The sequence below is a fragment of the Polynucleobacter sp. IMCC30063 genome (assembly GCF_021395235.1).
Classification (GTDB): Bacteria; Pseudomonadota; Gammaproteobacteria; order Burkholderiales; family Burkholderiaceae; genus Polynucleobacter.
On record NZ_JAJVCQ010000008.1, the window covers coordinates 1 to 26,267 of the forward strand.

General features: G+C 40.0%; 34 protein-coding genes, 1 pseudogene and 1 riboswitch. Of the genes and pseudogenes, 14 read left to right on the top strand and 21 right to left on the bottom strand.

Going from position 1 to position 26,267, the window contains the following annotated elements:
- Positions 1-449 precede the first annotated feature (449 nt).
- Together LZG75_RS11980 and LZG75_RS11985 are read left to right on the top strand one after the other, a co-directional pair.
- Positions 450-602: pseudogene (locus tag LZG75_RS11980) on the top strand (cyclic pyranopterin monophosphate synthase MoaC); the annotation flags it as partial.
- Between the two features lie 21 nt (positions 603-623).
- Positions 624-1,913, top strand: a complete 1,290-nt coding sequence (locus LZG75_RS11985; protein ID WP_233937654.1) for a hypothetical protein — start codon at positions 624-626, stop codon at positions 1,911-1,913.
- Between the two features lie 54 nt (positions 1,914-1,967).
- On the opposite strand, the gene LZG75_RS11990 is transcribed toward LZG75_RS11985, so the two are convergent.
- From LZG75_RS11990 to LZG75_RS12055, 13 genes are all read right to left on the bottom strand, one after another.
- Positions 1,968-2,450, bottom strand: a complete 483-nt coding sequence (locus LZG75_RS11990) for a pilin (protein WP_304610427.1) — start codon at positions 2,448-2,450, stop codon at positions 1,968-1,970.
- Between the two features lie 124 nt (positions 2,451-2,574).
- Positions 2,575-3,282 carry a TerC family protein gene (locus LZG75_RS12000; RefSeq protein ID WP_370634772.1) on the bottom strand — a complete coding sequence of 236 codons (708 nt, stop codon included), beginning with the start codon at positions 3,280-3,282 and terminating at the stop codon, positions 2,575-2,577.
- Positions 3,283-3,363: 81 nt separating this feature from the next.
- Complete coding sequence (gene sucD / locus LZG75_RS12005; protein WP_233937655.1) at positions 3,364-4,257, bottom strand: succinate--CoA ligase subunit alpha; 894 nt, start codon at positions 4,255-4,257, stop codon at positions 3,364-3,366.
- Between the two features lie 74 nt (positions 4,258-4,331).
- On the bottom strand, positions 4,332-5,498 hold the full coding sequence (gene sucC, locus LZG75_RS12010) for an ADP-forming succinate--CoA ligase subunit beta (protein ID WP_233937656.1): 1,167 nt from the start codon (positions 5,496-5,498) through the stop codon (positions 4,332-4,334).
- A gap of 90 nt (positions 5,499-5,588) precedes the next feature.
- Positions 5,589-6,095: a recombination regulator RecX gene (recX, locus tag LZG75_RS12015; protein WP_233924612.1), complete on the bottom strand. Its 507-nt coding sequence runs from the start codon at positions 6,093-6,095 to the stop codon at positions 5,589-5,591.
- A complete protein-coding gene (gene recA, locus LZG75_RS12020; RefSeq protein ID WP_233924610.1) occupies positions 6,088-7,182 on the bottom strand; it encodes a recombinase RecA in 1,095 nt (364 codons plus the stop codon). Before recA ends, recX begins: the two co-directional genes overlap by 8 nt.
- Positions 7,183-7,290: 108 nt before the next feature.
- The gene (locus tag LZG75_RS12025) at positions 7,291-7,833 is read right to left on the bottom strand and encodes a DUF2878 domain-containing protein (RefSeq protein WP_233937657.1); all 543 of its coding nucleotides are present in this window, start codon (positions 7,831-7,833) and stop codon (positions 7,291-7,293) included.
- A 16-nt stretch (positions 7,834-7,849) separates the two neighbouring features.
- Positions 7,850-8,419 carry a DUF3833 domain-containing protein gene (locus LZG75_RS12030; RefSeq protein ID WP_233937658.1) on the bottom strand — a complete coding sequence of 190 codons (570 nt, stop codon included), beginning with the start codon at positions 8,417-8,419 and terminating at the stop codon, positions 7,850-7,852.
- Between the two features lie 49 nt (positions 8,420-8,468).
- Positions 8,469-9,926, bottom strand: coding sequence for an alkaline phosphatase (locus LZG75_RS12035; protein WP_233937659.1), 1,458 nt, complete (start codon positions 9,924-9,926; stop codon positions 8,469-8,471).
- A gap of 285 nt (positions 9,927-10,211) precedes the next feature.
- Positions 10,212-10,511 (bottom strand): hypothetical protein, encoded by a 300-nt coding sequence (locus LZG75_RS12040; RefSeq protein ID WP_233937660.1) that lies wholly within the window; start codon positions 10,509-10,511, stop codon positions 10,212-10,214.
- A gap of 8 nt (positions 10,512-10,519) precedes the next feature.
- The gene (locus tag LZG75_RS12045; protein WP_233937661.1) at positions 10,520-11,428 is read right to left on the bottom strand and encodes a DUF5655 domain-containing protein; all 909 of its coding nucleotides are present in this window, start codon (positions 11,426-11,428) and stop codon (positions 10,520-10,522) included.
- 99 nt (positions 11,429-11,527) lie between these two features.
- Positions 11,528-11,794, bottom strand: coding sequence for a hypothetical protein (locus tag LZG75_RS12050; protein WP_233937662.1), 267 nt, complete (start codon positions 11,792-11,794; stop codon positions 11,528-11,530).
- On the bottom strand, positions 11,791-12,297 hold the full coding sequence (locus tag LZG75_RS12055) for a hypothetical protein (RefSeq protein ID WP_233937663.1): 507 nt from the start codon (positions 12,295-12,297) through the stop codon (positions 11,791-11,793). The genes LZG75_RS12050 and LZG75_RS12055 overlap by 4 nt, the downstream gene beginning before the upstream one ends.
- Before the next feature lie 90 nt (positions 12,298-12,387).
- Between LZG75_RS12055 and LZG75_RS12060 the strand changes: the two genes are divergently transcribed.
- On the top strand, positions 12,388-12,705 hold the full coding sequence (locus LZG75_RS12060; RefSeq protein WP_233937664.1) for a hypothetical protein: 318 nt from the start codon (positions 12,388-12,390) through the stop codon (positions 12,703-12,705).
- 4 nt (positions 12,706-12,709) lie between these two features.
- Here the strand turns inward: LZG75_RS12060 and LZG75_RS12065 are convergent, their stop codons facing one another.
- On the bottom strand, positions 12,710-13,684 hold the full coding sequence (locus tag LZG75_RS12065; RefSeq protein WP_233937665.1) for a YafY family protein: 975 nt from the start codon (positions 13,682-13,684) through the stop codon (positions 12,710-12,712).
- Positions 13,685-13,788: 104 nt separating this feature from the next.
- Here LZG75_RS12065 and LZG75_RS12070 point away from each other — a divergent pair, with 104 nt between their 5' ends.
- From LZG75_RS12070 to LZG75_RS12090, 5 genes are all read left to right on the top strand, one after another.
- Positions 13,789-14,085, top strand: coding sequence for a hypothetical protein (locus LZG75_RS12070; RefSeq protein WP_233937666.1), 297 nt, complete (start codon positions 13,789-13,791; stop codon positions 14,083-14,085).
- A 12-nt stretch (positions 14,086-14,097) separates the two neighbouring features.
- Complete coding sequence (locus tag LZG75_RS12075) at positions 14,098-14,418, top strand: hypothetical protein (protein ID WP_233937667.1); 321 nt, start codon at positions 14,098-14,100, stop codon at positions 14,416-14,418.
- A gap of 2 nt (positions 14,419-14,420) precedes the next feature.
- Positions 14,421-14,912, top strand: coding sequence for a surface-adhesin E family protein (locus tag LZG75_RS12080; RefSeq protein WP_233937668.1), 492 nt, complete (start codon positions 14,421-14,423; stop codon positions 14,910-14,912).
- Positions 14,913-15,352: 440 nt separating this feature from the next.
- Entirely contained in the window at positions 15,353-15,652 is a 300-nt protein-coding gene (locus LZG75_RS12085) for a hypothetical protein (protein WP_233937669.1), read from the top strand.
- Positions 15,653-15,708: 56 nt separating this feature from the next.
- Positions 15,709-16,518 (top strand): DNA methyltransferase, encoded by an 810-nt coding sequence (locus LZG75_RS12090; protein ID WP_233937670.1) that lies wholly within the window; start codon positions 15,709-15,711, stop codon positions 16,516-16,518.
- Positions 16,519-16,521: 3 nt separating this feature from the next.
- On the opposite strand, the gene LZG75_RS12095 is transcribed toward LZG75_RS12090, so the two are convergent.
- The 4 genes from LZG75_RS12095 to LZG75_RS12110 form a co-directional block, all read right to left on the bottom strand.
- Complete coding sequence (locus tag LZG75_RS12095; protein ID WP_233937671.1) at positions 16,522-17,211, bottom strand: S-adenosylmethionine-binding domain-containing protein; 690 nt, start codon at positions 17,209-17,211, stop codon at positions 16,522-16,524.
- Positions 17,212-17,217: 6 nt separating this feature from the next.
- Positions 17,218-17,718 (bottom strand): hypothetical protein, encoded by a 501-nt coding sequence (locus tag LZG75_RS12100; RefSeq protein WP_233937672.1) that lies wholly within the window; start codon positions 17,716-17,718, stop codon positions 17,218-17,220.
- Positions 17,719-17,723: 5 nt separating this feature from the next.
- Positions 17,724-19,373: a hypothetical protein gene (locus LZG75_RS12105; RefSeq protein ID WP_233937673.1), complete on the bottom strand. Its 1,650-nt coding sequence runs from the start codon at positions 19,371-19,373 to the stop codon at positions 17,724-17,726.
- Between the two features lie 154 nt (positions 19,374-19,527).
- Positions 19,528-20,328 carry a hypothetical protein gene (locus tag LZG75_RS12110; protein WP_233937674.1) on the bottom strand — a complete coding sequence of 267 codons (801 nt, stop codon included), beginning with the start codon at positions 20,326-20,328 and terminating at the stop codon, positions 19,528-19,530.
- Positions 20,329-20,437: 109 nt separating this feature from the next.
- Here LZG75_RS12110 and LZG75_RS12115 point away from each other — a divergent pair, with 109 nt between their 5' ends.
- Both LZG75_RS12115 and LZG75_RS12120 read left to right on the top strand, forming a co-directional pair.
- Positions 20,438-21,010, top strand: a complete 573-nt coding sequence (locus tag LZG75_RS12115; RefSeq protein ID WP_233937675.1) for a hypothetical protein — start codon at positions 20,438-20,440, stop codon at positions 21,008-21,010.
- A gap of 2 nt (positions 21,011-21,012) precedes the next feature.
- Positions 21,013-21,513 carry a hypothetical protein gene (locus LZG75_RS12120; protein ID WP_233937676.1) on the top strand — a complete coding sequence of 167 codons (501 nt, stop codon included), beginning with the start codon at positions 21,013-21,015 and terminating at the stop codon, positions 21,511-21,513.
- 8 nt (positions 21,514-21,521) lie between these two features.
- Here the strand turns inward: LZG75_RS12120 and LZG75_RS12125 are convergent, their stop codons facing one another.
- The 3 genes from LZG75_RS12125 to LZG75_RS12135 form a co-directional block, all read right to left on the bottom strand.
- On the bottom strand, positions 21,522-22,097 hold the full coding sequence (locus LZG75_RS12125) for a site-specific integrase (protein ID WP_233937683.1): 576 nt from the start codon (positions 22,095-22,097) through the stop codon (positions 21,522-21,524).
- A gap of 461 nt (positions 22,098-22,558) precedes the next feature.
- Positions 22,559-22,732 carry a hypothetical protein gene (locus LZG75_RS12130; protein WP_233937677.1) on the bottom strand — a complete coding sequence of 58 codons (174 nt, stop codon included), beginning with the start codon at positions 22,730-22,732 and terminating at the stop codon, positions 22,559-22,561.
- A 308-nt stretch (positions 22,733-23,040) separates the two neighbouring features.
- Positions 23,041-23,628, bottom strand: a complete 588-nt coding sequence (locus LZG75_RS12135) for a hypothetical protein (RefSeq protein WP_233937678.1) — start codon at positions 23,626-23,628, stop codon at positions 23,041-23,043.
- A 401-nt stretch (positions 23,629-24,029) separates the two neighbouring features.
- On the opposite strand from LZG75_RS12135, the gene LZG75_RS12140 reads away from it, so the two are divergent.
- The 4 genes from LZG75_RS12140 to LZG75_RS12155 all read left to right on the top strand — a co-directional run bounded on the left by LZG75_RS12140 (position 24,030) and on the right by LZG75_RS12155 (position 26,164).
- Positions 24,030-24,473, top strand: a complete 444-nt coding sequence (locus LZG75_RS12140; protein WP_233937679.1) for a DUF6641 family protein — start codon at positions 24,030-24,032, stop codon at positions 24,471-24,473.
- Between the two features lie 31 nt (positions 24,474-24,504).
- A complete protein-coding gene (locus tag LZG75_RS12145; RefSeq protein WP_233937680.1) occupies positions 24,505-24,678 on the top strand; it encodes a hypothetical protein in 174 nt (57 codons plus the stop codon).
- A gap of 35 nt (positions 24,679-24,713) precedes the next feature.
- Positions 24,714-24,812: riboswitch (SAM-I-IV-variant riboswitch) on the top strand.
- 76 nt (positions 24,813-24,888) lie between these two features.
- Positions 24,889-25,680, top strand: a complete 792-nt coding sequence (locus tag LZG75_RS12150; protein WP_233937681.1) for a hypothetical protein — start codon at positions 24,889-24,891, stop codon at positions 25,678-25,680.
- A gap of 7 nt (positions 25,681-25,687) precedes the next feature.
- On the top strand, positions 25,688-26,164 hold the full coding sequence (locus tag LZG75_RS12155) for a hypothetical protein (protein ID WP_233937682.1): 477 nt from the start codon (positions 25,688-25,690) through the stop codon (positions 26,162-26,164).
- Positions 26,165-26,267: the final 103 nt, after the last annotated feature.

Below are 26,267 nucleotides of genomic sequence, written 5' to 3' on the forward strand. Positions count from 1 at the left end.
CTGCCAGCAGGCTATCAATGAGTTCTTGGGGTACTGCTCGTTTTGCTGCTTCGGTCATCATCATTACTCCTATGGAGTGGGCTTTTACCCATTATTAGACCGTTTACACAAAATTTAGTACACCCCCGCGTACTGAAGTGGTCGATTAAGGCTGGTGGGGGTGCGGTGGGGTCCAGATCATGAGTAATGGATACGGGGTAGTACCAGTGTTTCTATTATTTCGAATCAAGACACCCAATCATCATCAAAATCCATTTCTGCTCAAATCACCCCAATGAAATCAATGAGTTACACGCATGTGGAAACGTTACCAGATAGAAATAATGACGAAGTGGGAATAAAAGTCTTCATTTTTTTGCTATTGATAATTAAATGTAGATGGCCCCCTTGTGATAATCTTGTCCAAATGTTGTCCAAGTAAACTCAAAGATTTGGTCAAGATTGACGTTACCGGTGTCGAAATGGAAGCCCTCACCGCAGTCCAAGTCGCCCTCCTCACCATCTACGATATGTGCAAAGCCGTAGACCGTGGCATGGTCATGAGTGATATCAAGCTCTTAGAAAAGAGTGGCGGTAAGAGCGGGGAGTGGAAAGCTAAGTAGGAAGCAATTAAGATAGGGGATATGACCGCATTTTTCCGTTCCCTATTTTTGTGCGCTGTTTTGCTTTTAACTGCTAGTTGTTCCAGCTTGCTTGCGCCTTTTTTTCCCGGCTACACAGCTACAGACAAAAAAAATACCCAAACACCCTTAAAGCCCTTCACTTTTAACGATTGGGCCTATTTGGTAGATTCAGCTAATCTCGAATGGTTTTATGACCCCACCACCCTTGAGCAGGATGATGAGGGCGTAATTAGCCTAGAGGTGATAACAAAGCCTAAGGGTAAGCCTTGGCCCAAAATTGGTATTCCGCCAAATGCCAAGGAGACTGCTCTAGATGCTCCCCCGGTGGGCATTTCTCATCCAGCGAACCCGCCAGAGTTTATTGAAGCAATTGTCGAGCCAAAGCTTGATCCTAAGCAAGAGCAGAAGTTATTTCCACTGACAGATATGGGCTCTAATCAGATGGCAGAAAAGATCACTGATCCCAAGTTAAATCTAAAGCCCGTCAAAAAAGTAGTGCCTATCATCTTTTTGCAACCTGCTCTGATTGAAATTGATTGCGCTCTCAATGTATTTAAAGCCCAAATCTCTGAAGTCTATGCGCCTTCAATCCCCTTCGTACCTGTTATACCCGGCGAAAGGCTATCGACGGCCCCAAGTCTAATACCAGAAATTTCTTCAAGCTTGAGTGATATCGGTGTAAGTAAAGGAGAATGGAAGGATATAAAAGGTAGTACCGCCATGCACTGGATTAAGGCGAGACTATGTGGTCGTACTATATTTGGTAATTTAACTCGCTATTATTTTTTATATCAAGATCCTCCTCCAATTAATCCCCCATTTAAACCTCAACTAAAAATACCAACTTCGGCTGGGGTATTTGGGCCTCTGAAGCTATACCCCTTCCTTGAATTTAATAGTCTTTATCAATCAGTAAAACTAAAGCCTTCCTTACCTCAACCAATTGTATTTAATCCTCTTTACAAACCAATAAATTTAGGTCCGCCGCCCCCGCCTCCGCCAGTGGTATTCGATATTCTGTATAAGCAACTTGTAGCTGATAAGAAAACAGGCAATAAAGAGATGCGCTTAATTTCATATAAGCTAGATACATTGTTAAGCGATGAAATTCTCTGGACTTATCGTGCTGATTGCCAAAATAAAAAATACCAACTAAATAAGTTGAATGAAGCAATTACGGGCCAATGGCTGCCCATTGGCAATGCGATTTCTTTCTCTGGGGTAGCCTTCAATCGAGCCTGTGGAAAACATGGTGATTACATGAATACCGTAAATGAGTTCACTAAGTAGTAAATACTAAGCTGACTCACTTACGGCATTTCAAGGTCTGCAGCTAGGCTTACCTTATTTGGTAGAGCGACATTCGGCCGGCAACAATTGTTGTGGCAGCGTTGACTCTTTAGATCGACAAGACCATCCGCCGGCCCAATTCATGCCTGCAGGCTTTGATAAATCAACCTCGCTTGGCATTGATGCATCGGGATCATTGGTTGGTATTAAAACTAAAGCATTTTTACCATCAACAGAAACAGATTGCTGAAAATCGATAGCAATTGCACCGCTTGGCAAAATTTCTATCAGCTTAACGCTGCGCGTTGGTACAAATGAGAAAGCGCCTTTCGTAGCTTCATCCATAGCAATAGTACCGCGGCTGGCAAAGACTTCAGTAACAGCCAGTTTTGCGCTTGACGATAAATTCATGCCTTCAACAATGCGACTTCGTGCAATATAGTCTTGGTATTGAGGTACAGCTACCGCCACCAAGATGCCAATGATGGCTACAACAACCATCACCTCAATTAAGGTAAAGCCATTACGTTTTTTCATGTTCAACTATCCTTTTCGAGTGGAAAATAGGATGATCAACTCATACGCTCAAGTACTCAAGCCGTTTAGGCATAAGAAAAAGCCGACTTTGTTTGTCGGCTTTTCAGATTAAGTGGTAAATCACTTATGCTTTATGGGCTCGTTTGCGTCTATTTTTTCTTTTAAGCCAAGTGCCCAGCAATACCACAAACACGACCCCTACCATTTCAAAAGTGGTATGTGCATCCTCCATTGCCACTTGAATCGTTTCTTTAATAGCAGGATCTTCAACAAACATACCACCAGCTAACAAGCCCAATAAGCCTGCGCCTAGGGTGATTACTACAGGGAAACGTTCCATTACTTTTAATAGCATGGTGCTACCAAAAATAATCAATGGAATGGATAAACCCAAACCAATGATGAGTAGTAATAGCCGCGTTTCTTCAGGGCCTTTTTGAGCCGCTGCAGCAACCGCAATAACGTTATCTAAACTCATGACTAAGTCGGCGATCAAGATCGTACGGATTGCTCCCCAGATATTTGACTCGGCCTTCATTTCGGGATCTTCATCGCTATCAGCTAGTAATTGCACGCCGATATAGAGCAATAAAATTGCGCCAACGATTTTTAAGTAAGGTAAGCCCAGCAGTTGCACTGCGGTAATGGTTAAAACTACCCTGAGAATAATGGCGGCGGCACTACCCCAGAAAATTGCGGTCTTTTGTTGTTTTGGTTGCAAATTACGTGAGGCCAAAGCAATTACCACTGCGTTATCGCCTGATAACAAAATATTTGCCACAATAATTGAGCCCAACGCCAACCAAAACGATGCATCTGAAAATGCTGCCATTAATTCCATAAAATCTCCTCAGTTCCTATTTTTTTATCATCTTTTTATATGCTGCTTTGCTTGAGTCTACGCACTTGCTTTTTATAGCATTGCTTTTAATAAAACTGCCATTTCCGATGGGTTGCGTGTGACCTTGAAACCACATTCTTCCATAACTACGAGTTTTGCGTCGGCCGTATCGGCACCGCCTGAAATCAATGCACCAGCGTGACCCATACGCTTACCTGCAGGGGCTGTAACCCCAGCAATAAAGCCCACTATGGGCTTTTTCATATTCTTTTGGCACCAGCGAGCTGCATCTGCTTCGTCTGGGCCACCAATTTCACCAATCATAATGACCGCATCGGTCTCGGGATCATCATTAAATAACTTCATGATGTCGATATGCTTTAAGCCATTGATGGGGTCACCGCCTATACCTACCGCAGTTGATTGACCTAAACCAATTGCGGTTAGTTGCCCTACTGCCTCATAGGTTAAGGTGCCCGAGCGACTGACCACACCAATGCGGCCTTTCCGATGAATATGGCCTGGCATGATGCCAATTTTGATTTCTTCAGGGGTAATAATTCCGGGGCAATTTGGGCCTAACAAGAGGGTTTTTTTGCCACCTTGGGCTTCCTTAGCGCGCATTTTATTGCGTACTTCCAACATGTCGCGCACTGGAATACCCTCAGTGATGCAAATTACAAAATCTAAATCCGCTTCGACCGCTTCCCAAATAGCAGCAGCGGCACCAGGTGGGGGTACATAAATAACCGATACGGTTGCACCCGTTTGTTGTGCAGCCTCTTTTACCGTGCCAAAAATGGGGATATTGAAAATCGATTCGCCCGCTTTTTTTGGATTGACTCCTGCCACGAAGCAATTTTTACCATTCGCGTATTCCTGACATTTTTCAGTATGAAATTGACCGGTCTTGCCCGTGATTCCTTGGGTAATCACTTTGGTATTTTTATTAATCAAAATTGACATAATCTAATTCCTAATTATTGAGATAACTAAATGAGTGGCTTTAACTAACGAGTTTGTATGGGTATGAAGTAGTACTAAGCAGCCTTTACTGCAGCCACTACTTTAGTTGCGGCTTCGGCCATCGAGTCGGCGCTAATGATGGGCAAGCCTGAGTCGGCCAAAATCTTTTTGCCTAAATCTTCGTTGGTGCCTTTCATTCGCACTACTAATGGCACTGAAAGGTTAACGGCTTTGCATGCTGTAACAACACCTTCAGCAATGACGTCGCATTTCATAATGCCACCAAAAATATTCACCAAGATGGCCTTCACACTTTTATTTTTTAGCATGATCTTAAATGCTTCAGTGACTTTTTCTGCATTAGCGCCGCCACCAACATCTAAAAAGTTCGCTGGTTCACCGCCAAATAATTTGATGGTATCCATAGTTGCCATGGCTAAGCCAGCACCATTAACTAAACAGCCAATATTGCCGTCAAGTGAGATATAAGCCAAATCAAATTTAGAGGCTTCAATTTCTGCGGGATCTTCTTCATCCTCATCACGATAAGCCACGATTTCGGGATGACGATATAAGGCATTGGCATCAAAATCAAACTTGGCATCGAGCGCTTTGATATTGCCGTTTCCTTCTAATATCAAAGGATTAATTTCCACCAATGAAGCATCGGTATCCCAATAGGTTTTATATAAATTCTTAAATACTTCACGCGCCTGAGGTAACGAACTAGCAGGAATACCAATACCATTGGCAATTTCGTCACATTGAGTATCGGTTAATCCTACCAAAGGATCGACAAAGACTTTAATAATTTTTTCTGGCGTTTTAGCGGCAACTTCTTCAATATCCATGCCACCTTCACTCGATGCCATGACCACATTTTTTTGCGTGGCTCGATCGGTCAAGATGCTGAAGTAGTACTCTTTTTTGATGTCGGCTCCATCTTCAATTAATAGTCGCCGTACTTTTTGGCCGCTGGGGCTGGTTTGATGGGTAATCAGTTGCATACCCAAAATTTCACTGGCAAAGGTTTTTACTTCCGCCATATTTTTTGCCAACTTAACCCCACCTCCTTTACCGCGTCCCCCAGCATGAATTTGTGCTTTTACGACCCATACTGGACCACCCAATTTTTCTGCAGCCTGTAAGGCCTCATCTACGCTAAATACAGGCATGCCATTGGGTACTGGAACATGAAATTGGCGCAAAATTGCTTTGCTTTGGTATTCGTGAATTTTCATAACTACTCCTGAAACGGGATTTGACTGGGCTTAACTGCGTAAGTCTAGCATTTTGCCGTGTCGAGGCAGCGTTTTATGTCCCGAGGGTAGTTACTGCTTATTGGGCTTACCGCTGATAATTCTAGCCACCAGATCAGCATTAAAGCCTTTGGAGACTAAAAATCGGTATTGCCGGGCACGTTCTTTGGGTTCAGTAGCGATAAGGTCAAACTTTCTCTCCCACAGCTCTTTAGCGCGGGTAAATTCGCTTAACTTCAATTGTTCAAGTAGTTCAGCGCTATGCTCGGAACTGACCCCTGCTCTATTTAATTCGCCTTGAATTTTTCGCATCCCATAGCGCTCGCTACGGCGGCGCACTAAAGCTTCGGCAAAACGGGTATCAGACAACCAACCACGTTGCTCAAAATCATCGAGAATGCTTTCGATCGTGAGCATGTTATCGCCTTCGACTAGGTCTATTTGAGAGGCGTATTCACTTAATTTACTACCTAGGTCTTTACGGCTGTACTCGCGCAAAGATAAAAGTCGCAAAGCCCGAGCTTTGAGACTCGGGCTTTGCGACTTACGGGCTTTTAGAACATCACCTGAATCAGGCATCAGCCGACTCGAGTTCCTCATCACTCAGCACACTGGCAACCACTTGTGTGCCCGACTTAACGCCTAATTTCTCCCGAATTTTGGCTTCAATTTCTTTAGCAATTTCTGGATTTTCTTTTAAGAATTCGCGCGCATTATCTTTGCCTTGGCCAATGCGCTCTGTGTTATAGCTATACCAAGAGCCTGATTTTTCGACGATGTCGGCCTCAACGCCCATGTCGATAATTTCTCCCTCGCGCGAAATACCCGTGCCATACATGATATCGAAGATCGCTTCACGGAATGGGGGCGACACTTTGTTTTTTACCACCTTCACACGGGTTTCATTGCCAACTACTTCATCGCCCTTCTTGATACTGCCAATGCGACGAATATCTAAACGCATAGTGGCATAAAACTTTAAGGCATTACCGCCTGTAGTCGTTTCTGGGGAGCCAAACATCACGCCAATCTTCATCCGAATTTGATTGATGAAAATGACCATTGAATTGGTTCGTTTGATAGTGCCAGTTAATTTACGAAGCGCTTGGCTCATTAACCGTGCCTGTAATCCAGGTAATGAATCGCCCATATCACCTTCGATTTCAGCACGAGGCACTAATGCAGCTACGGAGTCAATCACAATTAAATCGATTGAACCTGAGCGTACTAATGCATCAGCAATTTCAAGTGCTTGCTCACCCGTATCTGGCTGAGAAATTAAGAGGTTATTTACATCTACTCCCAAGCGGGTTGCATACTGCACATCTAAGGCATGTTCAGCATCAATGAATGCGCACGTGCCACCAATTTTTTGCATCTCGGCGATGGCATGCAGTGTGAGTGTAGTTTTGCCCGATGCTTCAGGACCGTATATTTCTATTACCCGGCCACGCGCTAAGCCCCCAACGCCTAAGGCAACATCGAGCCCTAAAGAACCGCTTGATACAACTTGTATATCGCGATTGATTTCAGCATCGCCCAATCGCATGATCGAGCCTTTACCAAATTGTTTTTCAATTTGCGCTAAAGCTGCTGATAGCGCCTTTTGTTTATCTCCGCTCATACCGTCAAACTCGGATGAGGCTGATTTTTTCTTGTCTTCCATGGCTATCCTTTTCGCTTTTAACTGGGCTTGGCCCGTGTCCTGTTTCTTTGTTACTAACAACTTAGGAGTTACTGTATATAAAAACAGTAGTCTTTGCAAGCACTCAATTTATTTAGGGCTATTTTTTTCTGTGAGGGGTGCTATTTTTGGCACTTGTTTAGCCCAAAATAGAAAAATAGGCATGCCAATTGCCCAAATAAGTCCAATTAAAACAATGGCTTGGGTTTGATTACCCCAAGTTGCCGCACCCATTTCAACGCCAGCTATGTAAGAAAGTGGGCCAAAGATACTTCCCAATAAGGCGGCTATTAGAGGTTTGCCCTGCAGCCAGGCCATCGACTGATTGAGGGTGGTGGCAAATAAAACCCATAGGGTCCACATCCAAATGGGCGAAAGAAATGGCCAGGGTACTGGGGATTTAAAGTGTAGAAGCCCTAAGTGCTGTAGCAGCGTATCGCCAACAAGTCCATACAGCCCAATTTTAAGGAATAAGCTGATTTCTGCCTTTTTAAAAGGTGCCTGCCAGACTGAAACGGCTACCAAGGCTAGGGAAAAAATTACGGCGCCCATGACATAGCCAAAGGCACCCCCAAAAATACAAGCAAACCAGCCTACCTGAAATAAAACAAAATTAGCAATTTTTTGTCGCACAGTGAACTGTTTGCGCTTAGCGCTTATAAAAAGCGAGTGTAACTTCACCGAGATAAATACCAAACTTACTCATTTTGGCTTTATTTAACATCACCTTATCGGTCATTAAGTACATCCAGTCTTCAAATTGCACGTGATAAATTGAGCCATCGACGGGCAGCGCCAAGGTGTACTGCCAATTCAATGCATTGCCAGCAACCTCGCCTAGCGCCTCGCCTACCACATCGCTCGCTGTCCCTGAATAGCGCCCTGGAGCAGTTTCTACTAAAGTCCAAATACGTCTTTGTTTGGTGCCATCTGAATAAGTGAAATCTTCATCGAGTGTGCCCACATTTTTGCCATCCTTAATAACCCAATTGGCTTTTATCACGACAGTAAAACGTTTGACGACTGCATCGCTGCGATCAGTAAACAAACCATAAGCATCAAGCGTCCCATTAAAATATTCAGGCAACACCAACTTGGGTTGTTGTGCAGCATAAAGCGACACGGACGTGCTTGAGCAGCCCACTAGCGAAACCAGCACTGCGGCAATGAGTGCGATGGAAGAAAGTAGGAATGAAGATCTTAATTTGGTGATTGGCATTTTGATAGCATACTGAATAAACGAAAAAATGGTGACTTAGCTTGTAGTTTTACTGAATTTCTAATAATTGTTTTATTTTTTTCGCAAAATCAGTATTGTCTAGATAACCATTAAATATTTTGGCCCCTGGACCAATAGCAGCAACAATTACTGGCTCGCTGGTATGCCCAGAAGTGCCCCAATAGAAACCTGTCTGCCTGGCAATTGCCATGCCTAAGGAATTGGCGGTCGAGTAATTGAAATTGAGTCCCAAGGATTGATTCAACAAAATCTTTTCCCGCAGGTCAGCATCTAAATTTAATTCGGGAAAATTTTTTAGCAACTGCTCTGATAAAAATTCACTCAATTTTTCTTTGCTATAGCCCTCTTTCCGCTTGAGCGCTAACTGATCTGTGGCTTCCTGCAAGGAAATTTTATACTCCGCAATTTGTTTAAGCTCACTAGCCGTTACATTTAAATAATTATTTGCCCCTGACGGACCATTATTTTTACGGCCATAGGTAGGAGAAAATCCACCCGTCTCATGATCGCTGGTAACGATAATTAAGGTATCTGGTGATTTTTTTTGAAACGCGATGGCCACTTTTATAGCATCATCGAAACTCCATAAATCGCGCATTAGTGCCGCCACATCATTACGATGCCCTGCCGAATCGGTGTTTTCATTTTCAACAAAAAGAATAAAGCCGTTTGATCTAGGCGTTAATTGGCCCGCTAGTGCTTGTAATGCAGCACCTAACATTTGTGCCAAACTAGGTTGTAAAGCTGTGTCACGATCAATTTCAAAATCTAGGTCTTCATCAGAAAATAGGCCTAAAACTTTGCCTGGTTTTATTCCTGCCAGCTGCTTTGTATCCTGTACCACTTGATAATTTTTTGCTTTGAAAAAATCAATCATATTTCTACCGTCTTGGCGTTTACCGCCGATTTCATTTTTGGGTTTGAAGTAGTCTGCGCCACCGCCCATTAATACATCAGGCATTAGCTCTGCATATTGATTCACAATATGCTCACTATCTCGGCGAGATTTAGCATGTACCGTAAAAGCAGCGGGGCTCGCGTCGTAGATAGCTGCTGTAGAAATAATGCCAATTTTTTTGCCCTGCTGTTTTGCTAGCGCAAGAATAGTGCTTGGCGACCTCCCATCAGGTGTGATTGAAATTACTCCGTTATTTACCTTTTGCCCAATTGACATTGCAGAACCAGCAGCCGCAGAATCAGTTACATAAGCAGTTGCCGACTCGGTATGCATTAGCCCAAAACTACCTTGATTCATCACGATTGAGGTTAATGCGAACTCCTGTTGGCGTAATAGTTCGCTTGAATACCGACCAAAGTCTATTTGAGTTCCGGCCACCCCATCAGCAAAAAGAATAATAATATTTTTAGGTTTATCAATGGCAGGCTTTTTTTGCGCCAGGGCAATCCCACTGCCCGCTATCAATGTAATGGCAAAAGCTAGCCAACATAGTTGGTTGTTAAAACTTGTTCTAGGGTTATGTCTCATTCTTGGCGCACCATTAAACCTTTTACATAGACAATCTGATTCAGTAAAGCGGTATCTAAAACTGGACATCAGTGAATACTGGGCTCGGTTTAACTACGCATTGATGTGCAAAAATGGTGGCGAATCAGGGATTTGAACCCCGGACCTGCGGATTATGATAAAAGATACGCTGTTTAAGCTGTTGATTTACAAGCACTTTATTTTGGTGTGTAGCAAAGTGTGTAGTCAATTTAATCTTTTATTAGATTCTGCGTTGCCAAAAACTACATCATACAAGACGCAAATTTATTTCATGCTCTTTTTTGCTTTGGCCCAGATAGCCAAATACTCAGGCGTTAATAAGGTCTTAACTTTCTCATCGTCAGCCTTATCTTTATCGTCCATCATCTGCGTCCAACTTCTTCCTTGTACATCTTCATCCAGCCACCTTTTAACGGCCTCTTGAAACTGTTTATCTTTATCCCACTCAAACCCACAAGCCAAGCATCGGTAGCTAGGCTGAGCTAGTTTGTCATTAGAACAACCAGAATCAATTTCCACCCCTGTTTTTTCTTTACAGGATGGGCAGTTAAATTTTCTTGTCATTCAAAAGCTCATTGAATAGTCTGCTTGATTAAGCTCAAAATATATTCGAGATTACTGTCATCAACAGCGTGAATTTCATAATCACCAGTGCCGTAGTGCCCAATCTTAGAAACGTCCTTGGCAATACCTTTGCCATCATCCAATGTACCTAATTTGGCGCCCACGTATATTTTTAGCCTTTTCTTTTGAAGTTCCAGGCAAGCGATATTAGTGTTGTCTTTTTTGAAAGCAATATAAAACTTTTGAGGCTTGATTTCTATCTCGTTATTTAAATTTAATATTCCCGCCCTAAACTTTTCATAGAGCTCAGCAATCTCTTCGCTTGAATCATTTTTATGCTGCTCTTCCGTATACACAACGATCTCATCGGCAATGCGTTTTAGCTCCTTGTTTTGCTGAGCCAAAGGCTTAATACTTTCAGCGCTTCGAGACTTTTTCAACTCATTTATAACTACAGTGTCATTTGCGTATCTTTTAATTTCCCACAATTCAATTGCGATGTCTTTAAAGTTAGTAGCTAATACTTGGTTTTCAGTAAAACTAGGGGAAACAAACGCAACGCGAGTTTGAGTCCAATCAACATCATCACGCTTAAGATTTTTTTTAAGCTGTTCGTTATATTCAATGATGAAATCAGCCTTGTTTTCGAGCATCAAACTTAGATATGTAAACCCTTGGTCAACGACGCTAATATTTTTATCGCGTTTGTACTCAATAATGATGAAAGCATTGGCCTGCTCGTCATATGCTAGCGTATCAATTCTTTTATTTTTAATCGTGAATTCACTGCGAACAAGGGTAAGCCCCATAATCATTTGAAGATTGCCTTCAAACAATGCCTGAATCTCCCTTTCAAGTCTAAATGGTTTTTCGTCTATCTCAACAAGATTAGCGTTGTGTATTTGGAATATGTTCATAGTAATAGCAATCTAATACAACTATGAACATAAGCAAGATACAAGCCAAATTACTTAATATTCAACAGTACAAAGAGATTGATGGCATAAATTTAATATTTAGACGCCACGAAAGTATTCTCTAAAAAATAACCTTCTGGCAGAAATAGGCTCAGCCATAAAAATAATTTGCTGAAGAGCTGGATCAGGTATCTGTATTCTTTTTGCGTAATCCCTGGCAGCTCTTGATGATGGTAGCCCAATAATTTGGGCCGAATCAATAAGGGCCTTAACAACATAGGGTTTTGCCACCATGGATGGCGCCATATTTACCGCTTGAATGTATAGCGGCATAAAAATACTGAAATAAATTGCGTTAAAAATCATAAACAATCGAGAGTTATTGAAGAGATCTTCACTTCATGGCAAAGCTTTCTATCTAAATCCCTAAAGTAACTTTCCCTTACATCTAGAAATAAATTAATACTTATTTCGTTAGCGTTGAAAATTGAGTTCTGTATAACCGCTATGGATTCAAAAGTACCAACATTCCAGAATATAGTTAATGGATCATCCTCATCCACGCTATCCATTCTTATAAATTGATGACTTCCGGAATTACCGTACCAATCAGCCGGGCAATCTGTATAGATACAAAGATCTAGAGATCTGCCTTTGAAGATAGCTTCTGAGTAAGGATATCTTTCTCTTTGGGACTCCTTCTTTTGAGAATAGGCAACTTTATTGATTGTTAAGATCGAAAATTGCCTTGGGGTATCGCCCGATCGTCGATCGCCAAAACCCTGGTGTGTAATTACAAAATCCTTCTTCCCTTCCCATTTCTTGTGAAATTGAAGGCTGGTTCTTTGGTCGTAGATCATTTTTTTCATATTCGGTTTTTTTAATTATCAGAATATGTAGGCTCAAATAGTGAGCCTTTGACCTCTTAAGATTCATCTTCGAACTAAAAGGAAGTGAAAATGACACAGGCGATTTGTTTTAAGTGCGGAGAAGGAAAATTTGGTGCCTTCACTCTTTGTAAGGCATGCCATACAAGACCACAATCTGAAGATGATCTTGTTAAATCACTAGGACTCTCTGATCATCATAATTCGCCCTCTGAATTGACAAAATTGAGCCTAGCTTTAAAAAATGGCTCGTCAATTCAATTCGAGCCAAATCAAAAAGAACTTCTAATTAATGAGGTTCATGCCTTCCTACAAACGCCGATTGGAAAAATGCTGACTGGACAAACGGTCGTTACTCAACAGAAAAAATGGTGGGAATTTTGGAAATAGCGAATTATGAATACTTCTCCACTGCTTTTATAAGCTCATCTTTGACTCTTTTCTTTAAGCTTGTTGGCGCCAACACTTCCACCTCTGAGCCATGCTTAAGGATATCCATGATGAGTTCTGGATCTTGGTTGTAATCAAACTCTAAAAGATAGTTACCGTCTTTATCAAAACTTGATTCTTGATGCTTATGCCAGGTTTCAGTAGCAACCCACCGCGCACGCTCGGGCGTAAACTTCAACTTTGCTCTTTGAGTAGCTTTACCTGAAAAAATTCCATAGCTTTCACCAAAGTGTTCATTGAGTTGCTTTTCAGAAACCTCTTCAGCTTTCTCATTTAATAGCAAGGCCTTAAGAACTCCATCCATAGCAAAACTACGCAAGCCTTTACGCAAGTGGCAATAGGCATCTAAGTACCAGTTATCGCGATAATAGATAAGACGTTGCGGGGATATATCCCTTTCTGTTGTTTCGTTGACACCTTTGGCGTAATAAGTGATGCGAAGTCGCTCTCGCTTTAATAGCGCATTACCAATCACTTCAAAAGATTGAATTGAGCTTTTACGCGCAGACATCCCAAAAACTTTTAAACGCTTACGCAATTCCTTAGTTGTGGTTTCGCTACGCCCCAAAATTCCATCGATGATATTTTGAAGTGGCTCTAAGTGTGGCCCAAGCAATCCACCTTGATCCAATCCCGACAATAGAGATTGAGTTAGAACTAAAGCAGTAGCCTCTTCCTCTGAAAACCAAAGACCAGGTAACTCAATCTTCTGGCCCATTTGCTTGCCATTTTCAAAGCGATACCCGCCCGCCATTCGGTCATAGATGATATTTGCGTTCATGCGATCACGCAGGTATTCCAGATCCCTCTTAAACGTAGCCTTAGACACTTCAAGTTCATCCAGAAAGTCCTGAAGCGGAACACACTGACGCGCCTGAATTAAGTACTTAATGCGGTGTAACCGCTCCATATCGCCCATAACCGTCCCCTTTTAGCAACAGATGTAGTTTCCAAAAGTATAGGCTCATTTGATGAGCTTCTGGCTACTTAATATGAACATATCTGCCAACACTAGGATGTTTTATGAAATTAGCCCTTTGTTTACTTTTTGCCTCAGGAGCCGCTTTTGGACAAGCTATCTACGGCCCAAATGGAGATTACCGTGGCTATACCCAGACTAGCCCAAGCGGAGTGACAAACGTATACAACGCCACAGGACAAAACGTTCAGTCGTACCAAACCGATAATGGGCAAACCAATTTTTATAGTCCACAAGGTCAATATCAAGGGACATCAACTACCCCAATCTATTCACAACCCAACACAACTATTAATACCCCAAGACAAGCACCTCAAGCGCCAAGCGTTAAAGGCTGGTAACAGGAGAACAAGATGAAATATTTAATTACCTTATTTGTATTAGCTCAGCTGGCCATCTACGCTCGCTATACAGAAGCGCAAGTTACCAACTGGGATAGCAGTCCCATGAACTATCAAAATAGTCCGATGAATTATGAGAATAGTTCAATGAATTATCAAAATAGCCCGATGAATTATCAGAATAGCCCGATGAACTACAACTCAACTAACGGGATATATGACAACAATGGGAATAGAAAAGGGTATGAAGTTCAAGCCCCAAGCGGCGTAACTAATTACTTTGATAACAACGGCAACCGAATTGGTTATTCCCCCGCCCAAGGTAGAAAGTAATCATGAACTTCTCAATTCCGAAAAGTCTAGCAATTAGTTTTATTGGAATATTAAGTATTCCCGCTATTGCTTTTGCTTCTTTTCAATACATCTACCCCACTGACCCAGACTTAACCTACACCAAGCACGGCGACCTTACTGTAGAGTGGGTCAAGCTTTCAGAAGGCGATAACTTTACTGAATATGTAGCTAAAGAAAAGACTTTTGATGAAGAAACTTTAGTTGCCAACATATTAGTCATGCGTAACTATCAAAAGCCACAAAGCTCAATTTACGACCATGAGCAAGTGCGCTACTCATCGATGGTTTCCCATCAAACAGTGAACTGTAGAAGTCGAACTGTTGCCGTTCAAGATTTAATGCTGTTTTCGAACAAGCTTAGTAAAGGCAATTTAGTTAAAGACCTTTACGAATTGGATTATGACTCTGGGGAAGCACAACCGGGAACTATTGCCGAAAAGAAAGTTGTGACCCTTTGCGGTTTCACCTCTTAATCAAGGAAAAATAATATGAAATTTATTGGACTTTTTTTAATGTTTCTCTCCTATCACAGTCTTGAGAGAGGGTTTTCTTTTCAGGCAATTATTTGGCTATTTATTGGAGCTACACTAGTATGTAACCAACTTATTGGATATTGGATAAAAACAGAAATTAGAGCTCACTATAAAAATCGTCAGCCCCCATACAAAACCTTAAGACGATAATTGGTTAATTATTCATATCCAATTTATCTAAAAGCTATCTAAAATCCACTTTTAATTCAATGAATTTCTGGCAATATAGATGCCAGTTCACACTCATTCCGCAATTTATTCTTTAGCAAAAAATGTTGTACTTATACTTTGGATCGCGATTAACCAAGAACGCTATTGAAGATGTAAATTCTTTCGCTATTAATTGGGACATGTCATTGGATGAAGCTAGGATCTTCTATTTGACTAAGATCATTGAGCTACTATCAGAAGACAATGGAAAACCTAATTACTGGGACTGTCTATTTAGTAGATTTATTCAAAAATCTATAAAAGCCCCGAAGTTGGTCATCAAAAGAAATAAAGAGGTTGGGGGTGCTATCTTGCCTGTCATGGTTATCGAGTCAGATTATGTAAGCGCAAAAGGGGAGTCCATATTGATTGATAATCAGACTTTGGAATCGATTGGCGCTGAAATTGAAAAAGAATTTGGTATCGAATTTTTAGAATCCAGCAGGACTCAAGTGATTAGCTCTCATTAATAGATAAATCACCGCAAGAGAAGCTAAAATAGCAACTCAAATTAAAGGCGCAAAAAATGGCAGAACGGATGAACAACCTCACGGGCAAGGAATGGCTTCAAAATTCCTTCAGCATTTGGCGTGACGTTACCAAAACCTCAGAGGAGCGCGCGACAAAACATCCAGCACTGTTTCCTCAACTTCTAGCGGAAAAGTTAATACAAATTTATACAAAAAATCCAGGGGAAGTAATCCTCGATCCATTTCTTGGAATTGGCTCAACCCTTAAGGCGGCCTACTCACTAGGCAAACAAGGTGTTGGGATAGATTTAAATAAAGAGTTTGTAAAGATCGCCAAAAAGCGCGTCAAAGATATTCAGGCTGACTTGCTAGATATAGCGCCAGAAATTGAAAGATTTGAACCAAAAATATATACGGGCGACTCAAGAAAATTACTCAAGCATGTGGATGAGGAATCGGTTGACTTAGTTGTTACATCGCCCCCTTATTGGGATATTCTCAATCAAAAAAGAACTGCTGACTCAAAAGAAATCAGAAATTACTCTGACTCCGATGAAGACTTGGGCAATATTCATAACTACGAAGAATTTTTAGAAAATCTTAAGCAGGTTATGACTCAGGTATATAAAGCCCTTAAGCCAAACAAGCGTTGCTGTAGTGTTGTAATGGATTTGAGAAAAAAGGATAAATTTTTTCCTCTTCATGAAGATCAAACAAGAATCATGAGAGAGATTGGATTTGAATTAGAAGAATATGTTATCTGGGATAGACAAAAAGAATATAACAACATGAAAACTTTAGGCTATCCATGGGTATTCAGATTCAATAAAGTTCATGAGTTTATTTGCGTCTACTGGAAAAGATAAGCTTCAAGCTAAATCAAATAAATCAGACTGTTGTTTGTTGCTAATCTTCTTTGATGGCGACTGACCTGCTGCCTTTTTTATAGATGCTTTGACTGGCTTTTTGATATCGAGATCAATAGTGCCATACTGATTACCCCAACCATCAAATCCTGTGCGAACCTGACGCGCAAAAATATCGATCTTTTTACCATCAAAATATTTATGAATCAGCTGATAAAACGAATCGGGTTTTACGCTGTGCGCAGTAGCTGATTCAGTAAAGCAAGTTTTCATTTTTCCTAAAGATGGCTTATTAAAAACAGCCTTACCTCTATAGCCAAAGAGAATATGTTCGGTGGTTATTTGATAAGGTCCAAATGGGCAAGGGCCCGTTCTCTTATCCCAGGTAATCATTGTGTAAAAAGTAAATCCCCAGGCTTCCATTAAATCAAAAGCCATCTTTAGAATTGGTTCTTTAGTTTTCTTGTCCTTGCTGTTGGTCGCCCATAGAAATAGAAAGGACTGATCTTCTGACCAACTTTCAACAGGTAAATTAAGAAGTTCATCTTTAGTCATGGTCGGATAGTCAAGTTTTGTACCTTGATTTGGCCTGACATCACGCTTACCAGTTTTTCCTTGTGGCCATGGTGGATCAATCACAAGCACCTTGTACTTGTTGGCAGGAAAACCTGTTTTTTTATTAATTTTGGTCACAAATATTCAACTAAAGTAATTTCTCATCTCAATTGGAAGTATTGAATTCTTATTAACACCAGAAAACTCTTCACTCCACGAAAATAAGCATATAGATTTTCCGTCTTCATACCCAAGAACACGACTCCTAATTGCTTTATCAACTAGCAAAATATTTACCTCGTTGGAAACACCAGAAATCGAAGCCAAAAAAGCAAAGTCAACTTTAGCTAACTTGGCATAACAATGTAACTCGCCAATTTCTTTTAGGCTAATTCCCGAGGTGGTGCGATTGATAAAAGCAAGCTTAATTGTACTGTCAGATTTGCGTCTGAGTATCCCCACTATATCGGGCTTAAATTCCCAAGAGGAGTAATTTGGCATGTTTTTTATATAGTCATTATTCAGTCGCGATAGTTGCTGAGCCGGATTAATGACTTCCAACACCTCGTACTCCGAACCATAGCTATTGCCAATGAAATTTGGAAACCAGTCGGTCAAGACTTCTGTTAATTTATTTTTATCCATATATATTAAATCGGCGTAAATTCAACAACTTCATTCGGTAACAGCGTGGCAATTTGGATATATCTACCGACTTCATATTCAAGTAAACTTTTATTTGCCTTAAGGATTCTGATAAAACTTGGTGATGGTGGTTGTGTAGACACTAAAATTGCCTCAATCGGCTTAGCCACTAGACAATACCCAACCAACTGGCCAAGCGCTGAGAGATCAAGGGGGGTTACTTTAGATTCAATAAATGCCAATCTCTTTTCCACGCTTAAGAAGGCAACTACATCTGGTCTAATTCTGAATTTTTCACAATTTTCAAATGTTTCCAACAAGTCTTTTGCGTTATTTTTTAGGAACGCATTGAGATTGCCCGAAGATGTATCAAAACTTAATACATCTTGAGAGTATTTTTTAGACAAATGTTTTGTAAAGAAATTTACTAATGGTGGATAAGTATCTGCCTCAGGTGTTGTTCTTCTTCGCCGAGTTGTAGTAGTAGGATTTTCAGATTTTCTCTTTTGAGCATCTATGTATGCTTCATATTTCTCGTCATGAAGTTTTTTACTTCGCTCCTCAAAAAGAGTCTTTAACTCCTCATAGCCAAACTCATCACTTCCGTTTAGAGCAAACATTTCTGGATGCTGGCATTCTGATTGAAGTTTCCCGAGATATTCGCACCCCATAAAAAGATTGAGCTGCCAAAATGCGTTTACATGACGTCTAGCAGGTAAGGGGATACGTGGATCACTCTCACCCGGATGATTTGCTTTCACCTGTCTTATTGAAAACTGTGATGGCGGGAACCAATCTTCACTCTTACTAAAACCAGCGGCGATGTTGTGATTTAATAATTCTTGAAACAGTGCCTGTTTCGAGGAGATTCGAAACTTAAATATTCCATAGTACTCAGGGAAAAACTTTATCTGATGCTCCCTACTCCAGCTAGCAGCTTTTTCATCTCCGTAGACTTCAGTTAAATTTCCATCTCTAATATTTGGATGGCCCCAATCAATCGTATGTGTTGGCAGCTTAAAATGCTTGCGCAGAAAATTATCAATCTCTACCGGCATATGCCAATTTCTTACAATTTGGAAGTATGCCCTCATTCGTCCGTGGAGATTTTCTCCATCTCTATTCAACCATCCACCAGCATTGGCAAATCCTGAGGTGTCAAGAAGTCCATTAATAAACTCAATTTTTTCTTGATGAGAAAAATTGTTAACAATTTCAGGAATATGAAAATTATCAAAACTTTGCTCTGGTGAATAGGCCTCAATAATTCTCGCAAAAGCATTTGGGTTAGATGAAAAATCAATGAGTAATAAAGTCATAGCCTTATTACCAGAAACTTCATACTTTGCTGGAATCGCAGAACTTAAGAAAGGGATAATCACATCCTTAAGAGAGGCAGCGGTTTCGGCCGGTTGGTTGTACTGTTTCTTTACTGAGGCATCAACAATAGCCTTACATGAAGCATTTTTACAGACTAATTTTCCCTCTGGAGCGGTTGACGTTTTAGTGGCAAGATCTCCACAGCTGTGACAATGCGCTATCCCCTCAACAAATTCATTAGCATGAGAGAATTCAATGGCAATAAATGAGCTATCGGCATATATATGCCCTCTTCCAGCAATGAGTCCAAATAGATACGCTTCTTCTAACGACATATGTATATAAATTATTCAAAATCTAATGGTATCCAAAAATACCACTTAAAAGGAGAATATTTGTCATGTCGTAATTGATGCCAATAATCCAAGTTAGCTATATTTTTTAAAAAAGCCTACGAATCTGCCATGACCATTTAAGAGCTTAGGTCCTTTAAGGAAATTGCTTTGTACCAGCCGCCTTAATATATGCCTCAGCTCTACCAAAATGACGTTTAGCGTGAATAGTTAATATTCGCCTAACATCCTCTTCTGTATAAATTGTCTTGCCAGTGATATACCGCTCATATAAAGGCAATTTAGCTTGTATCCCGATATCGGCCCATGCTGTCTTTTTCTCTCCTTTAGCTAGCCTCACATTTGCCGCCTGCTTAGCTAGATAGACCTTATAGGCATACTCAAATCCAGTAATACTCCACTTCCTACCAATTTTGTATTGAGCCTCGGTTTTAATTATCTGACTTTTTATTGTTTTGTCTTTCGCTCTTTTTCCTTTGGCTTGCTTTGGTACGAGCTGATCAATTACCCTGGCAAAACTTCTTTTGATTCCAACGTTTGTCCAATCTAAAGGCACCACAAGATTAATTACTTTTTCATTATTGAATGGTGCGATTTCATTTATGTTTTGAGCCACAATCATTTTGTAATTTTGCGGTGGCTCTGCGAACAAATGCGCTCTCTTTTGCCACCATGACTTGAAATCAATTTTGCTTACATTTCCAAAGTCTTTAACAATATCTCTTGAGATCTTTGTTTTCTTTCCCGCTACAGCATTTTTGTAATCATCGCTTAATTGTAAAAATTTGAACCACCAATAAAACGGACTTCTTGTTACACCATCAGGTGGATTGGCTTCACTATAAGCCCCACCCCTTCCAAATACCGGGTGCTTACGTGTGGAGAACGCAAGTGTATTTGACTGTGATTTCTTAATGATTTGCTTAATATTTTTCATATCAAAATGCTATCACTTTGTATTTTTTATAACAAGCAGTATGACATAAAATTAGTCATCTCCTATACTAGAAATACAGTAATTTCACTGTGTTTATAAGGATGAAGAGATGGAAAATAAAGATCTATTAGTAACACTAACAATGACTAAATCTGCTAAAGATAGTTTTATCAATTTCAAACGAACAATGGAGCACAACACTGGCTTAGCATTGAGCACTACTCAAACAATGAATGCCTTAACCCACAAAAATCTAGATTGGGCAAGCAATTGTTTAGTTGAGAATTGCTTAGGGCCTTCAAAGGACTACGATCAACTAGCTACAAAATACATTGTCATGTTCAGAGACTTATTAAAAGTGCCTGAATCTGACCGAACAGAGAAGCTCCTAAATGACGCTAGCAAACTAGTTTTTAACTTTGATATGGCACTTCATGAACACTTAAGTTACAGGGAAATTTTGGTACTCAAGATTTACTATGGTCTCATTCCAGAGTTTGATCAAAACTCAAAGGATCTATTGTTTACAGTTCTAGGTATCAATAACTACGAAAAAACTTTAGCTAATATTTACAAACGAGCTAAAGGCGTTGCCTTTACATCCTCACTAGCAGGCTTAATCGAATTTACTTCAGCCCCTCGCAAGCCCCTTCTTTCGATTAAAAATAAGATTGCGGCCTAATTATGAAAAAGGCCGTAGAAAGATTCCTAAAAGAACGAAAAGATTGTCAGCTTGTAGAAGTGACCCTTAAAAATTACAAAGGTGGAAAGTTCGGCGATTGCTGGCAAAACACGTTGAAGTATATTGAAAGGGATAAGAGTAGATACAGTGAAATATGCGGTTGGTTGGTGGGCGAAGACTATGGCAAATCAGGAACTATTTTTATAGCTCACTTTTGGGTGTTTGATAAATTAAAAAATATTCACATTGATATAACACCTCGTGCCGAACAAGATAATCAGACATATGAATATATTTCTGACTCGACAGTAATAATTGAAATGCGGAATATCTACAGGAAGACCGAACGGTTTTCGTTTCCACCACCTATTTTATTGATGGGTGATGATAATTTTTATGTCTGTGATATCGCTGTAGGGGCTACAAATACTGAGCATCGAATCCTCAATAAGATTAAGACAGCTAACATTGAGGTAGCTAACCTATTCGCATTGGTCACTTAGTGTGCTGCTTAGACTAACTCAACAGCACTACGCAACATATTGTCATTAATATCTATATAAGCCTGTGTAGTGCTGATACTGCGATGACCAGCTAAATTCATCAATACCCTTACGCTGACGCCTTTACTGGCAAGGTTGGTAATAAAGCTACGTCGGCCTGAGTGGCTGGATGCGCCGTCTAAGCCTGCTCTGCGGTAAAGGAAGTGGAAGTGCTGAGTTAGTGTGTTCGCATTAAATCCATCACTATCCTTTTTTTGACTGTAAAAGAACTTCATAGTCTTATCGGCAGGGTTATAAAAGCGAATGTATTGCTGTAGCTCCTTACGCAATCGCTCATTTACGAATACCACCCTCGCATACTGGCCTTTTGTCATTGCTGGTGTTAGGCGTATTTCGTTGCGAATATTGCCTTCGCCGTCTACTACATCAGTAAATCTAAGTGAGGCCACTTCGCCAACACGCATACCACTTAAAAATGTGGTCATTAGCATTGCTTTGTTTCTTTGTGCGTGTTTTCTTGTTGAGATGTAATCAAGCACTTTGCGTAGCTCTGCTTGGTTGAGTGTTTTTGCTTGCTTTGACATAGATTTCCTCTGTAAATAAAGTTTTGCTATGTCTAAAGTATGTTTTCTTATGTCTAAAATTCCTACCGATTTTGGGTCGTTAATTGTCAAGTTGATTTCCTTAATGATTTCAACTGGTTATGCCTTCTAAGCCAGTAAACATAAGGTTTTGCGGAAAAGCTTATGTATTTCTATTTAGCAAATCCGTCGTGACAAAACGACAAATGCCAAGACCCTCGCATAGCCTCGCTAAACGACTTAAATTAATTTCTGCTGTCTTGGTGTTTGGATGGGCGAAATAAATGCTTATATGAATAATTTGAGCTAGCTATCTTTTAATTCTTCTGTTTCTTTGCTCAAATTCAATGGATTCCTGGAATTGCTTCTTTTGAATCTCTAATTCCTTTTGCTTCTGTAGGACTTCCTTGCCTGTAATTACAGCCTTATCCGCCATTAAGTCATTTAATGTCTTTTTGGGCGGCTTAATAGTCTTCTTGAACATCACGCTCGTAAGTAATTTCTGTATCAACAACTTTAGGCGATGATTTCGCCTTGTTTAATCGCCCTTTTATTTCTTTAATTCTCAGCTCTTCTTCTTTTGCCAATGAAATAAATGGCTGTGGGTTCATTTTCCCAAAAAATTCTAGTTCGCTCATATGGTCATATTACCAATAATTAAGCGTTATTCGTATATCTAATAATTACATCCAACCCAGAAAATATTGCCTTAACTGCTTGCTCTGCTTGATATGAAGTACTTGTATTGATATCCATTGTTCCTTCGCTTACTACTTCATTACTCCCTTTGGCATATGTGCTGTACGTTACCCTGTAAGTTGTCATTTATCTTCTCCTTTTAGCTAGCTTATATTCTTTCTTTTATTTGGGCAAAGCTACGCTAATTAAGCATCTAAAGTGCTTATTAACATTAGCCGCAAGCGTCACTCAGGACAAGAATGCTTAATTAAGGCAAATAAAGATTATGTAAATCTTTTCTATCTAATTCTTTTGTAATGTAATACAGCCAGTCTCTATCAATGAGATCTAGCTTGTATCTATATTTTTTATCTAAATTATGTTTTTCAAATTCAAAGTTAGGATCAAATACAAAGAAATCCCCACTCATTTCTACTGCCTTAAGTACCAATCTTTTAAATTCAATTAAATCTACAGTCTCAGGTTTGCCAATAGCAAAATGACTATGTAAATCCTTACAACTTTTTTCACCCTCAATGGTCATCACCACAGATAAACGTTTATTGAACTTTTCTCGCTTATAAGAGTTTTTATAAACAAGCTTATTAAGAATATGAATGAAATTAAAAGAGGCATTTTCTAACTCTTTTTTTGTAACCTTTCTAAATACATCGCCATCAGGAATAGCTTTACAGGGAGCGACATGCTTATAAAACACTTTTTTAGGCATGAGCGTTAAGCCAGTATCAAAGAGGCTCGCGCAGTCCTGCGCCAGCCAATCCCTAATTAGGTCTTTGTTGGTCGCTTTATAGGCACCTTTCTGAGTCAGCAATTCGCGAATTTGAGCTAAGTTCATACCTTTATTTAGTCATACCTAAAGAAGCCTTGAAATTTCCTTTAATTCATTAGGTATGCCTATTTTTTAGGCAATTTATAGGTCAAAAACAGTCAATTTCTAGGCTGTTTACGCGCCCCATACGCTTATTTAGGGCCCATAAGCTGTATTGCTACAAATTCAGCTTATAAAACGCTTATCGCGTGTTTTTGAGTGCTTTTTACCATTGGTTCGACTGAACACTATGCGCAGTGACGAAGACTGAAGGTTTTGACAGAATCTACCAACGCTCATATATAAGGATCAATTTTTTATACAAGAAATTAATAGGTTTAATTGGGACAACTACAGCAATCTTCGGTTGCTCTTTCGAGTTTTCAGACAATAAATTAACTGTGCCCATTAACAAATAGGAGAAAAGAATGAGCACATTAAATACATTGAAGTTAGTAGCAAGCAAGAAGCACGCAACTGTGTCACCTGTTGTACATCGCAGATCAAAATTAGCTAAAAAAATTCATGAGCAGATTGAACTATGTGAAGCACAACAACAAGGTCAAAATTACGCACCTAAAAAGCTAAAAACTTATACCAATAAACAGACCGGTGAGCGCATGACTGTAGAAGTCAATAAACGTATACGTGAATGGTTTTGGGTTAGCGATAACGGAAAAATTAATTTAGCCATTAAATACGGCGCTAAAACACTACCTTTAAATAAAAAAGGTGCTAACGCAATTGAATTAAGTACAGGCGATGAGCTAATAAATACACTTAAGTCAATTAAGGTAGCCGTACTTAATGGCGAATTAGATGATGCTATTACCGAAGTTAGCGAAGCTACTCGAACTGCTTTTGGGAAATAGTTAAAAATTACTTCGCGGAAAGAAACTAGGTATGCTGATTAAAGAAGTTGAAGTTAAAAGTGTACCTAGCGTCCAGCCCCAAAAAGCTCGTCTAGATGCCTTAAAGCGTCAAAAAGATAATTTAAATAAAACAATTAAAACTACCAAAGCACAGCAAAAGATTGCGCAAGGACAACAGCAGTTAAGCAAGGCCCTGAGCTCCTAACATCTTGACATTGGCCGTTAAAAGTCGGCATAATCAAAACACATCAAGAGTTTGGTCAATTCCAACGCCAACCTGCTTCTCAAGCAAGGTGGTAAATCGATGAGGTTCTTTATAGAACAATATTGAGGAAATCAGCCCGCCTTTTGGTGGGCTTTTTATTTGGCAATTTATTCCAACTTGTCTGCCACAAATGACTAAAGAGGAGCAACAATGAATTTACAACTATTAGAAATTTATCCCCTTAAGAGCAACTTATCGCCGACTACACCTAGGCCACCAAGTACTTCAGAATTTATTTATACGGCGATAGCCATTGAGGACCGTGGTGAGCATTATTACTGGGCGAAAGGGGCATCTGTGCGTATAACAAAAACAGAATTTGACCAAATAAGGGCAAATCCTAAACTGTTTTATTTTTCAACGGCATTTAATCTCCATGGGCGCATTAATCGAGCCTTAAGAGAGCAGAATTCTTGTGCTGGGGGAGACAAATCAAATGAGGGCAATTTTCAACTAAGTAGCAGCTATGAGGTTCTAAAGAAGACAAGACTATTGCTCAATACATTTGCGGAAATTAGAAGATCAACATCAACAGGCTTAATTTACTATTTTGCTTACGGGCATTTACTTGGTGATTTATCGGGCGCAATTGATAGAGTTCGATACAGATTCCTAACAAGGCCTGAACTATATAGACTCACAAATGGGTATATCTTTCACAAAAAAACAGGCAGACTAGTGGCTAAACTAACAAAAATTGTTAACGGATTTGATTTGTTTGAACTCGAAACTCTTGGGTTTAAAGTGGATCATGGATGCTCCGAAGATGGTAATTTCTTTTACGCCACCAAGAAAAGTGGAAATTATCTGTTTAGCCTTCGGAGCAGGCCAGATAGCAAGTATGTTCTTGCGAGGATTGACACACTTGATGGAAAAAAAATTGGGAATCACGTTGTAGATCAACCTTCAGCTCTGAGCTGGTTTTCTGAATATATTAATTAATAATTTTATGAATAAGTCAAACGATCAAATTTCCAACTGGATACTAGATACAGTCTTTTATCGCCTAGATGTTAGCGTTCTATTAGGCTTTAAAGTTCTAAGCTATAAGCAAAAAGATAATCAATTAGAGGTTGAATGGGAGTGCTATGTTTTCGAACCCACAAGCTCTAAAGAGTTTGGATTATTTGAAATACCGAGTGGCCCCACTAGGGCAGATTATTTCCCGGCCGGATTGATTTATGAAAAAACAAAATGTAATTTTATTTTTGATACTAAAGAGGATTGTGAAGAACTTGGTGAGAGCGGGTATATGGATGACGCATCCCTTGAGGATTGCGAAAGCAAAATATTTAAATGGGATGACCCAGCGTTGCCAGAAACAATCTTAGAAGAGCTTTTTGATTACAACTTAATTGGAAGTGCTGGAACTCAAATTATTGAACACTTTGAGTTGTATGAAGGGGGTGTACTAAATTTTGTGTAAACGGTCTAATAATGGGTAAAAGCCCACTCCATAGGAGTAATGATGATGACCGAAGCAGCAAAACGAGCAGTACCCCAAGAACTCATTGATAGCCTGCTGGCAG

Bases quoted from the DNA above. Each gene is read 5' to 3' on its own strand.
- LZG75_RS11985 (WP_233937654.1), top strand. From the start codon at position 624: ATGACCGCATTTTTCCGTTCCCTATTTTTGTGCGCTGTTTTGCTTTTA.
- LZG75_RS11990 (WP_304610427.1), bottom strand. From the start codon at position 2,450: ATGAAAAAACGTAATGGCTTTACCTTAATTGAGGTGATGGTTGTTGTA.
- LZG75_RS12000 (WP_370634772.1), bottom strand. From the start codon at position 3,282: ATGGCAGCATTTTCAGATGCATCGTTTTGGTTGGCGTTGGGCTCAATT.
- sucD (WP_233937655.1), bottom strand. From the start codon at position 4,257: ATGTCAATTTTGATTAATAAAAATACCAAAGTGATTACCCAAGGAATC.
- sucC (WP_233937656.1), bottom strand. From the start codon at position 5,498: ATGAAAATTCACGAATACCAAAGCAAAGCAATTTTGCGCCAATTTCAT.
- recX (WP_233924612.1), bottom strand. From the start codon at position 6,095: ATGCCTGATTCAGGTGATGTTCTAAAAGCCCGTAAGTCGCAAAGCCCG.
- recA (WP_233924610.1), bottom strand. From the start codon at position 7,182: ATGGAAGACAAGAAAAAATCAGCCTCATCCGAGTTTGACGGTATGAGC.
- LZG75_RS12030 (WP_233937658.1), bottom strand. From the start codon at position 8,419: ATGCCAATCACCAAATTAAGATCTTCATTCCTACTTTCTTCCATCGCA.
- LZG75_RS12035 (WP_233937659.1), bottom strand. From the start codon at position 9,926: ATGAGACATAACCCTAGAACAAGTTTTAACAACCAACTATGTTGGCTA.
- LZG75_RS12040 (WP_233937660.1), bottom strand. From the start codon at position 10,511: ATGACAAGAAAATTTAACTGCCCATCCTGTAAAGAAAAAACAGGGGTG.
- LZG75_RS12045 (WP_233937661.1), bottom strand. From the start codon at position 11,428: ATGAACATATTCCAAATACACAACGCTAATCTTGTTGAGATAGACGAA.
- LZG75_RS12050 (WP_233937662.1), bottom strand. From the start codon at position 11,794: ATGATTTTTAACGCAATTTATTTCAGTATTTTTATGCCGCTATACATT.
- LZG75_RS12055 (WP_233937663.1), bottom strand. From the start codon at position 12,297: ATGAAAAAAATGATCTACGACCAAAGAACCAGCCTTCAATTTCACAAG.
- LZG75_RS12060 (WP_233937664.1), top strand. From the start codon at position 12,388: ATGACACAGGCGATTTGTTTTAAGTGCGGAGAAGGAAAATTTGGTGCC.
- LZG75_RS12065 (WP_233937665.1), bottom strand. From the start codon at position 13,684: ATGGGCGATATGGAGCGGTTACACCGCATTAAGTACTTAATTCAGGCG.
- LZG75_RS12070 (WP_233937666.1), top strand. From the start codon at position 13,789: ATGAAATTAGCCCTTTGTTTACTTTTTGCCTCAGGAGCCGCTTTTGGA.
- LZG75_RS12075 (WP_233937667.1), top strand. From the start codon at position 14,098: ATGAAATATTTAATTACCTTATTTGTATTAGCTCAGCTGGCCATCTAC.
- LZG75_RS12080 (WP_233937668.1), top strand. From the start codon at position 14,421: ATGAACTTCTCAATTCCGAAAAGTCTAGCAATTAGTTTTATTGGAATA.
- LZG75_RS12090 (WP_233937670.1), top strand. From the start codon at position 15,709: ATGGCAGAACGGATGAACAACCTCACGGGCAAGGAATGGCTTCAAAAT.
- LZG75_RS12100 (WP_233937672.1), bottom strand. From the start codon at position 17,718: ATGGATAAAAATAAATTAACAGAAGTCTTGACCGACTGGTTTCCAAAT.
- LZG75_RS12105 (WP_233937673.1), bottom strand. From the start codon at position 19,373: ATGTCGTTAGAAGAAGCGTATCTATTTGGACTCATTGCTGGAAGAGGG.
- LZG75_RS12110 (WP_233937674.1), bottom strand. From the start codon at position 20,328: ATGAAAAATATTAAGCAAATCATTAAGAAATCACAGTCAAATACACTT.
- LZG75_RS12115 (WP_233937675.1), top strand. From the start codon at position 20,438: ATGGAAAATAAAGATCTATTAGTAACACTAACAATGACTAAATCTGCT.
- LZG75_RS12120 (WP_233937676.1), top strand. From the start codon at position 21,013: ATGAAAAAGGCCGTAGAAAGATTCCTAAAAGAACGAAAAGATTGTCAG.
- LZG75_RS12125 (WP_233937683.1), bottom strand. From the start codon at position 22,097: ATGTCAAAGCAAGCAAAAACACTCAACCAAGCAGAGCTACGCAAAGTG.
- LZG75_RS12130 (WP_233937677.1), bottom strand. From the start codon at position 22,732: ATGAGCGAACTAGAATTTTTTGGGAAAATGAACCCACAGCCATTTATT.
- LZG75_RS12135 (WP_233937678.1), bottom strand. From the start codon at position 23,628: ATGAACTTAGCTCAAATTCGCGAATTGCTGACTCAGAAAGGTGCCTAT.
- LZG75_RS12140 (WP_233937679.1), top strand. From the start codon at position 24,030: ATGAGCACATTAAATACATTGAAGTTAGTAGCAAGCAAGAAGCACGCA.
- LZG75_RS12145 (WP_233937680.1), top strand. From the start codon at position 24,505: ATGCTGATTAAAGAAGTTGAAGTTAAAAGTGTACCTAGCGTCCAGCCC.
- LZG75_RS12150 (WP_233937681.1), top strand. From the start codon at position 24,889: ATGAATTTACAACTATTAGAAATTTATCCCCTTAAGAGCAACTTATCG.
- LZG75_RS12155 (WP_233937682.1), top strand. From the start codon at position 25,688: ATGAATAAGTCAAACGATCAAATTTCCAACTGGATACTAGATACAGTC.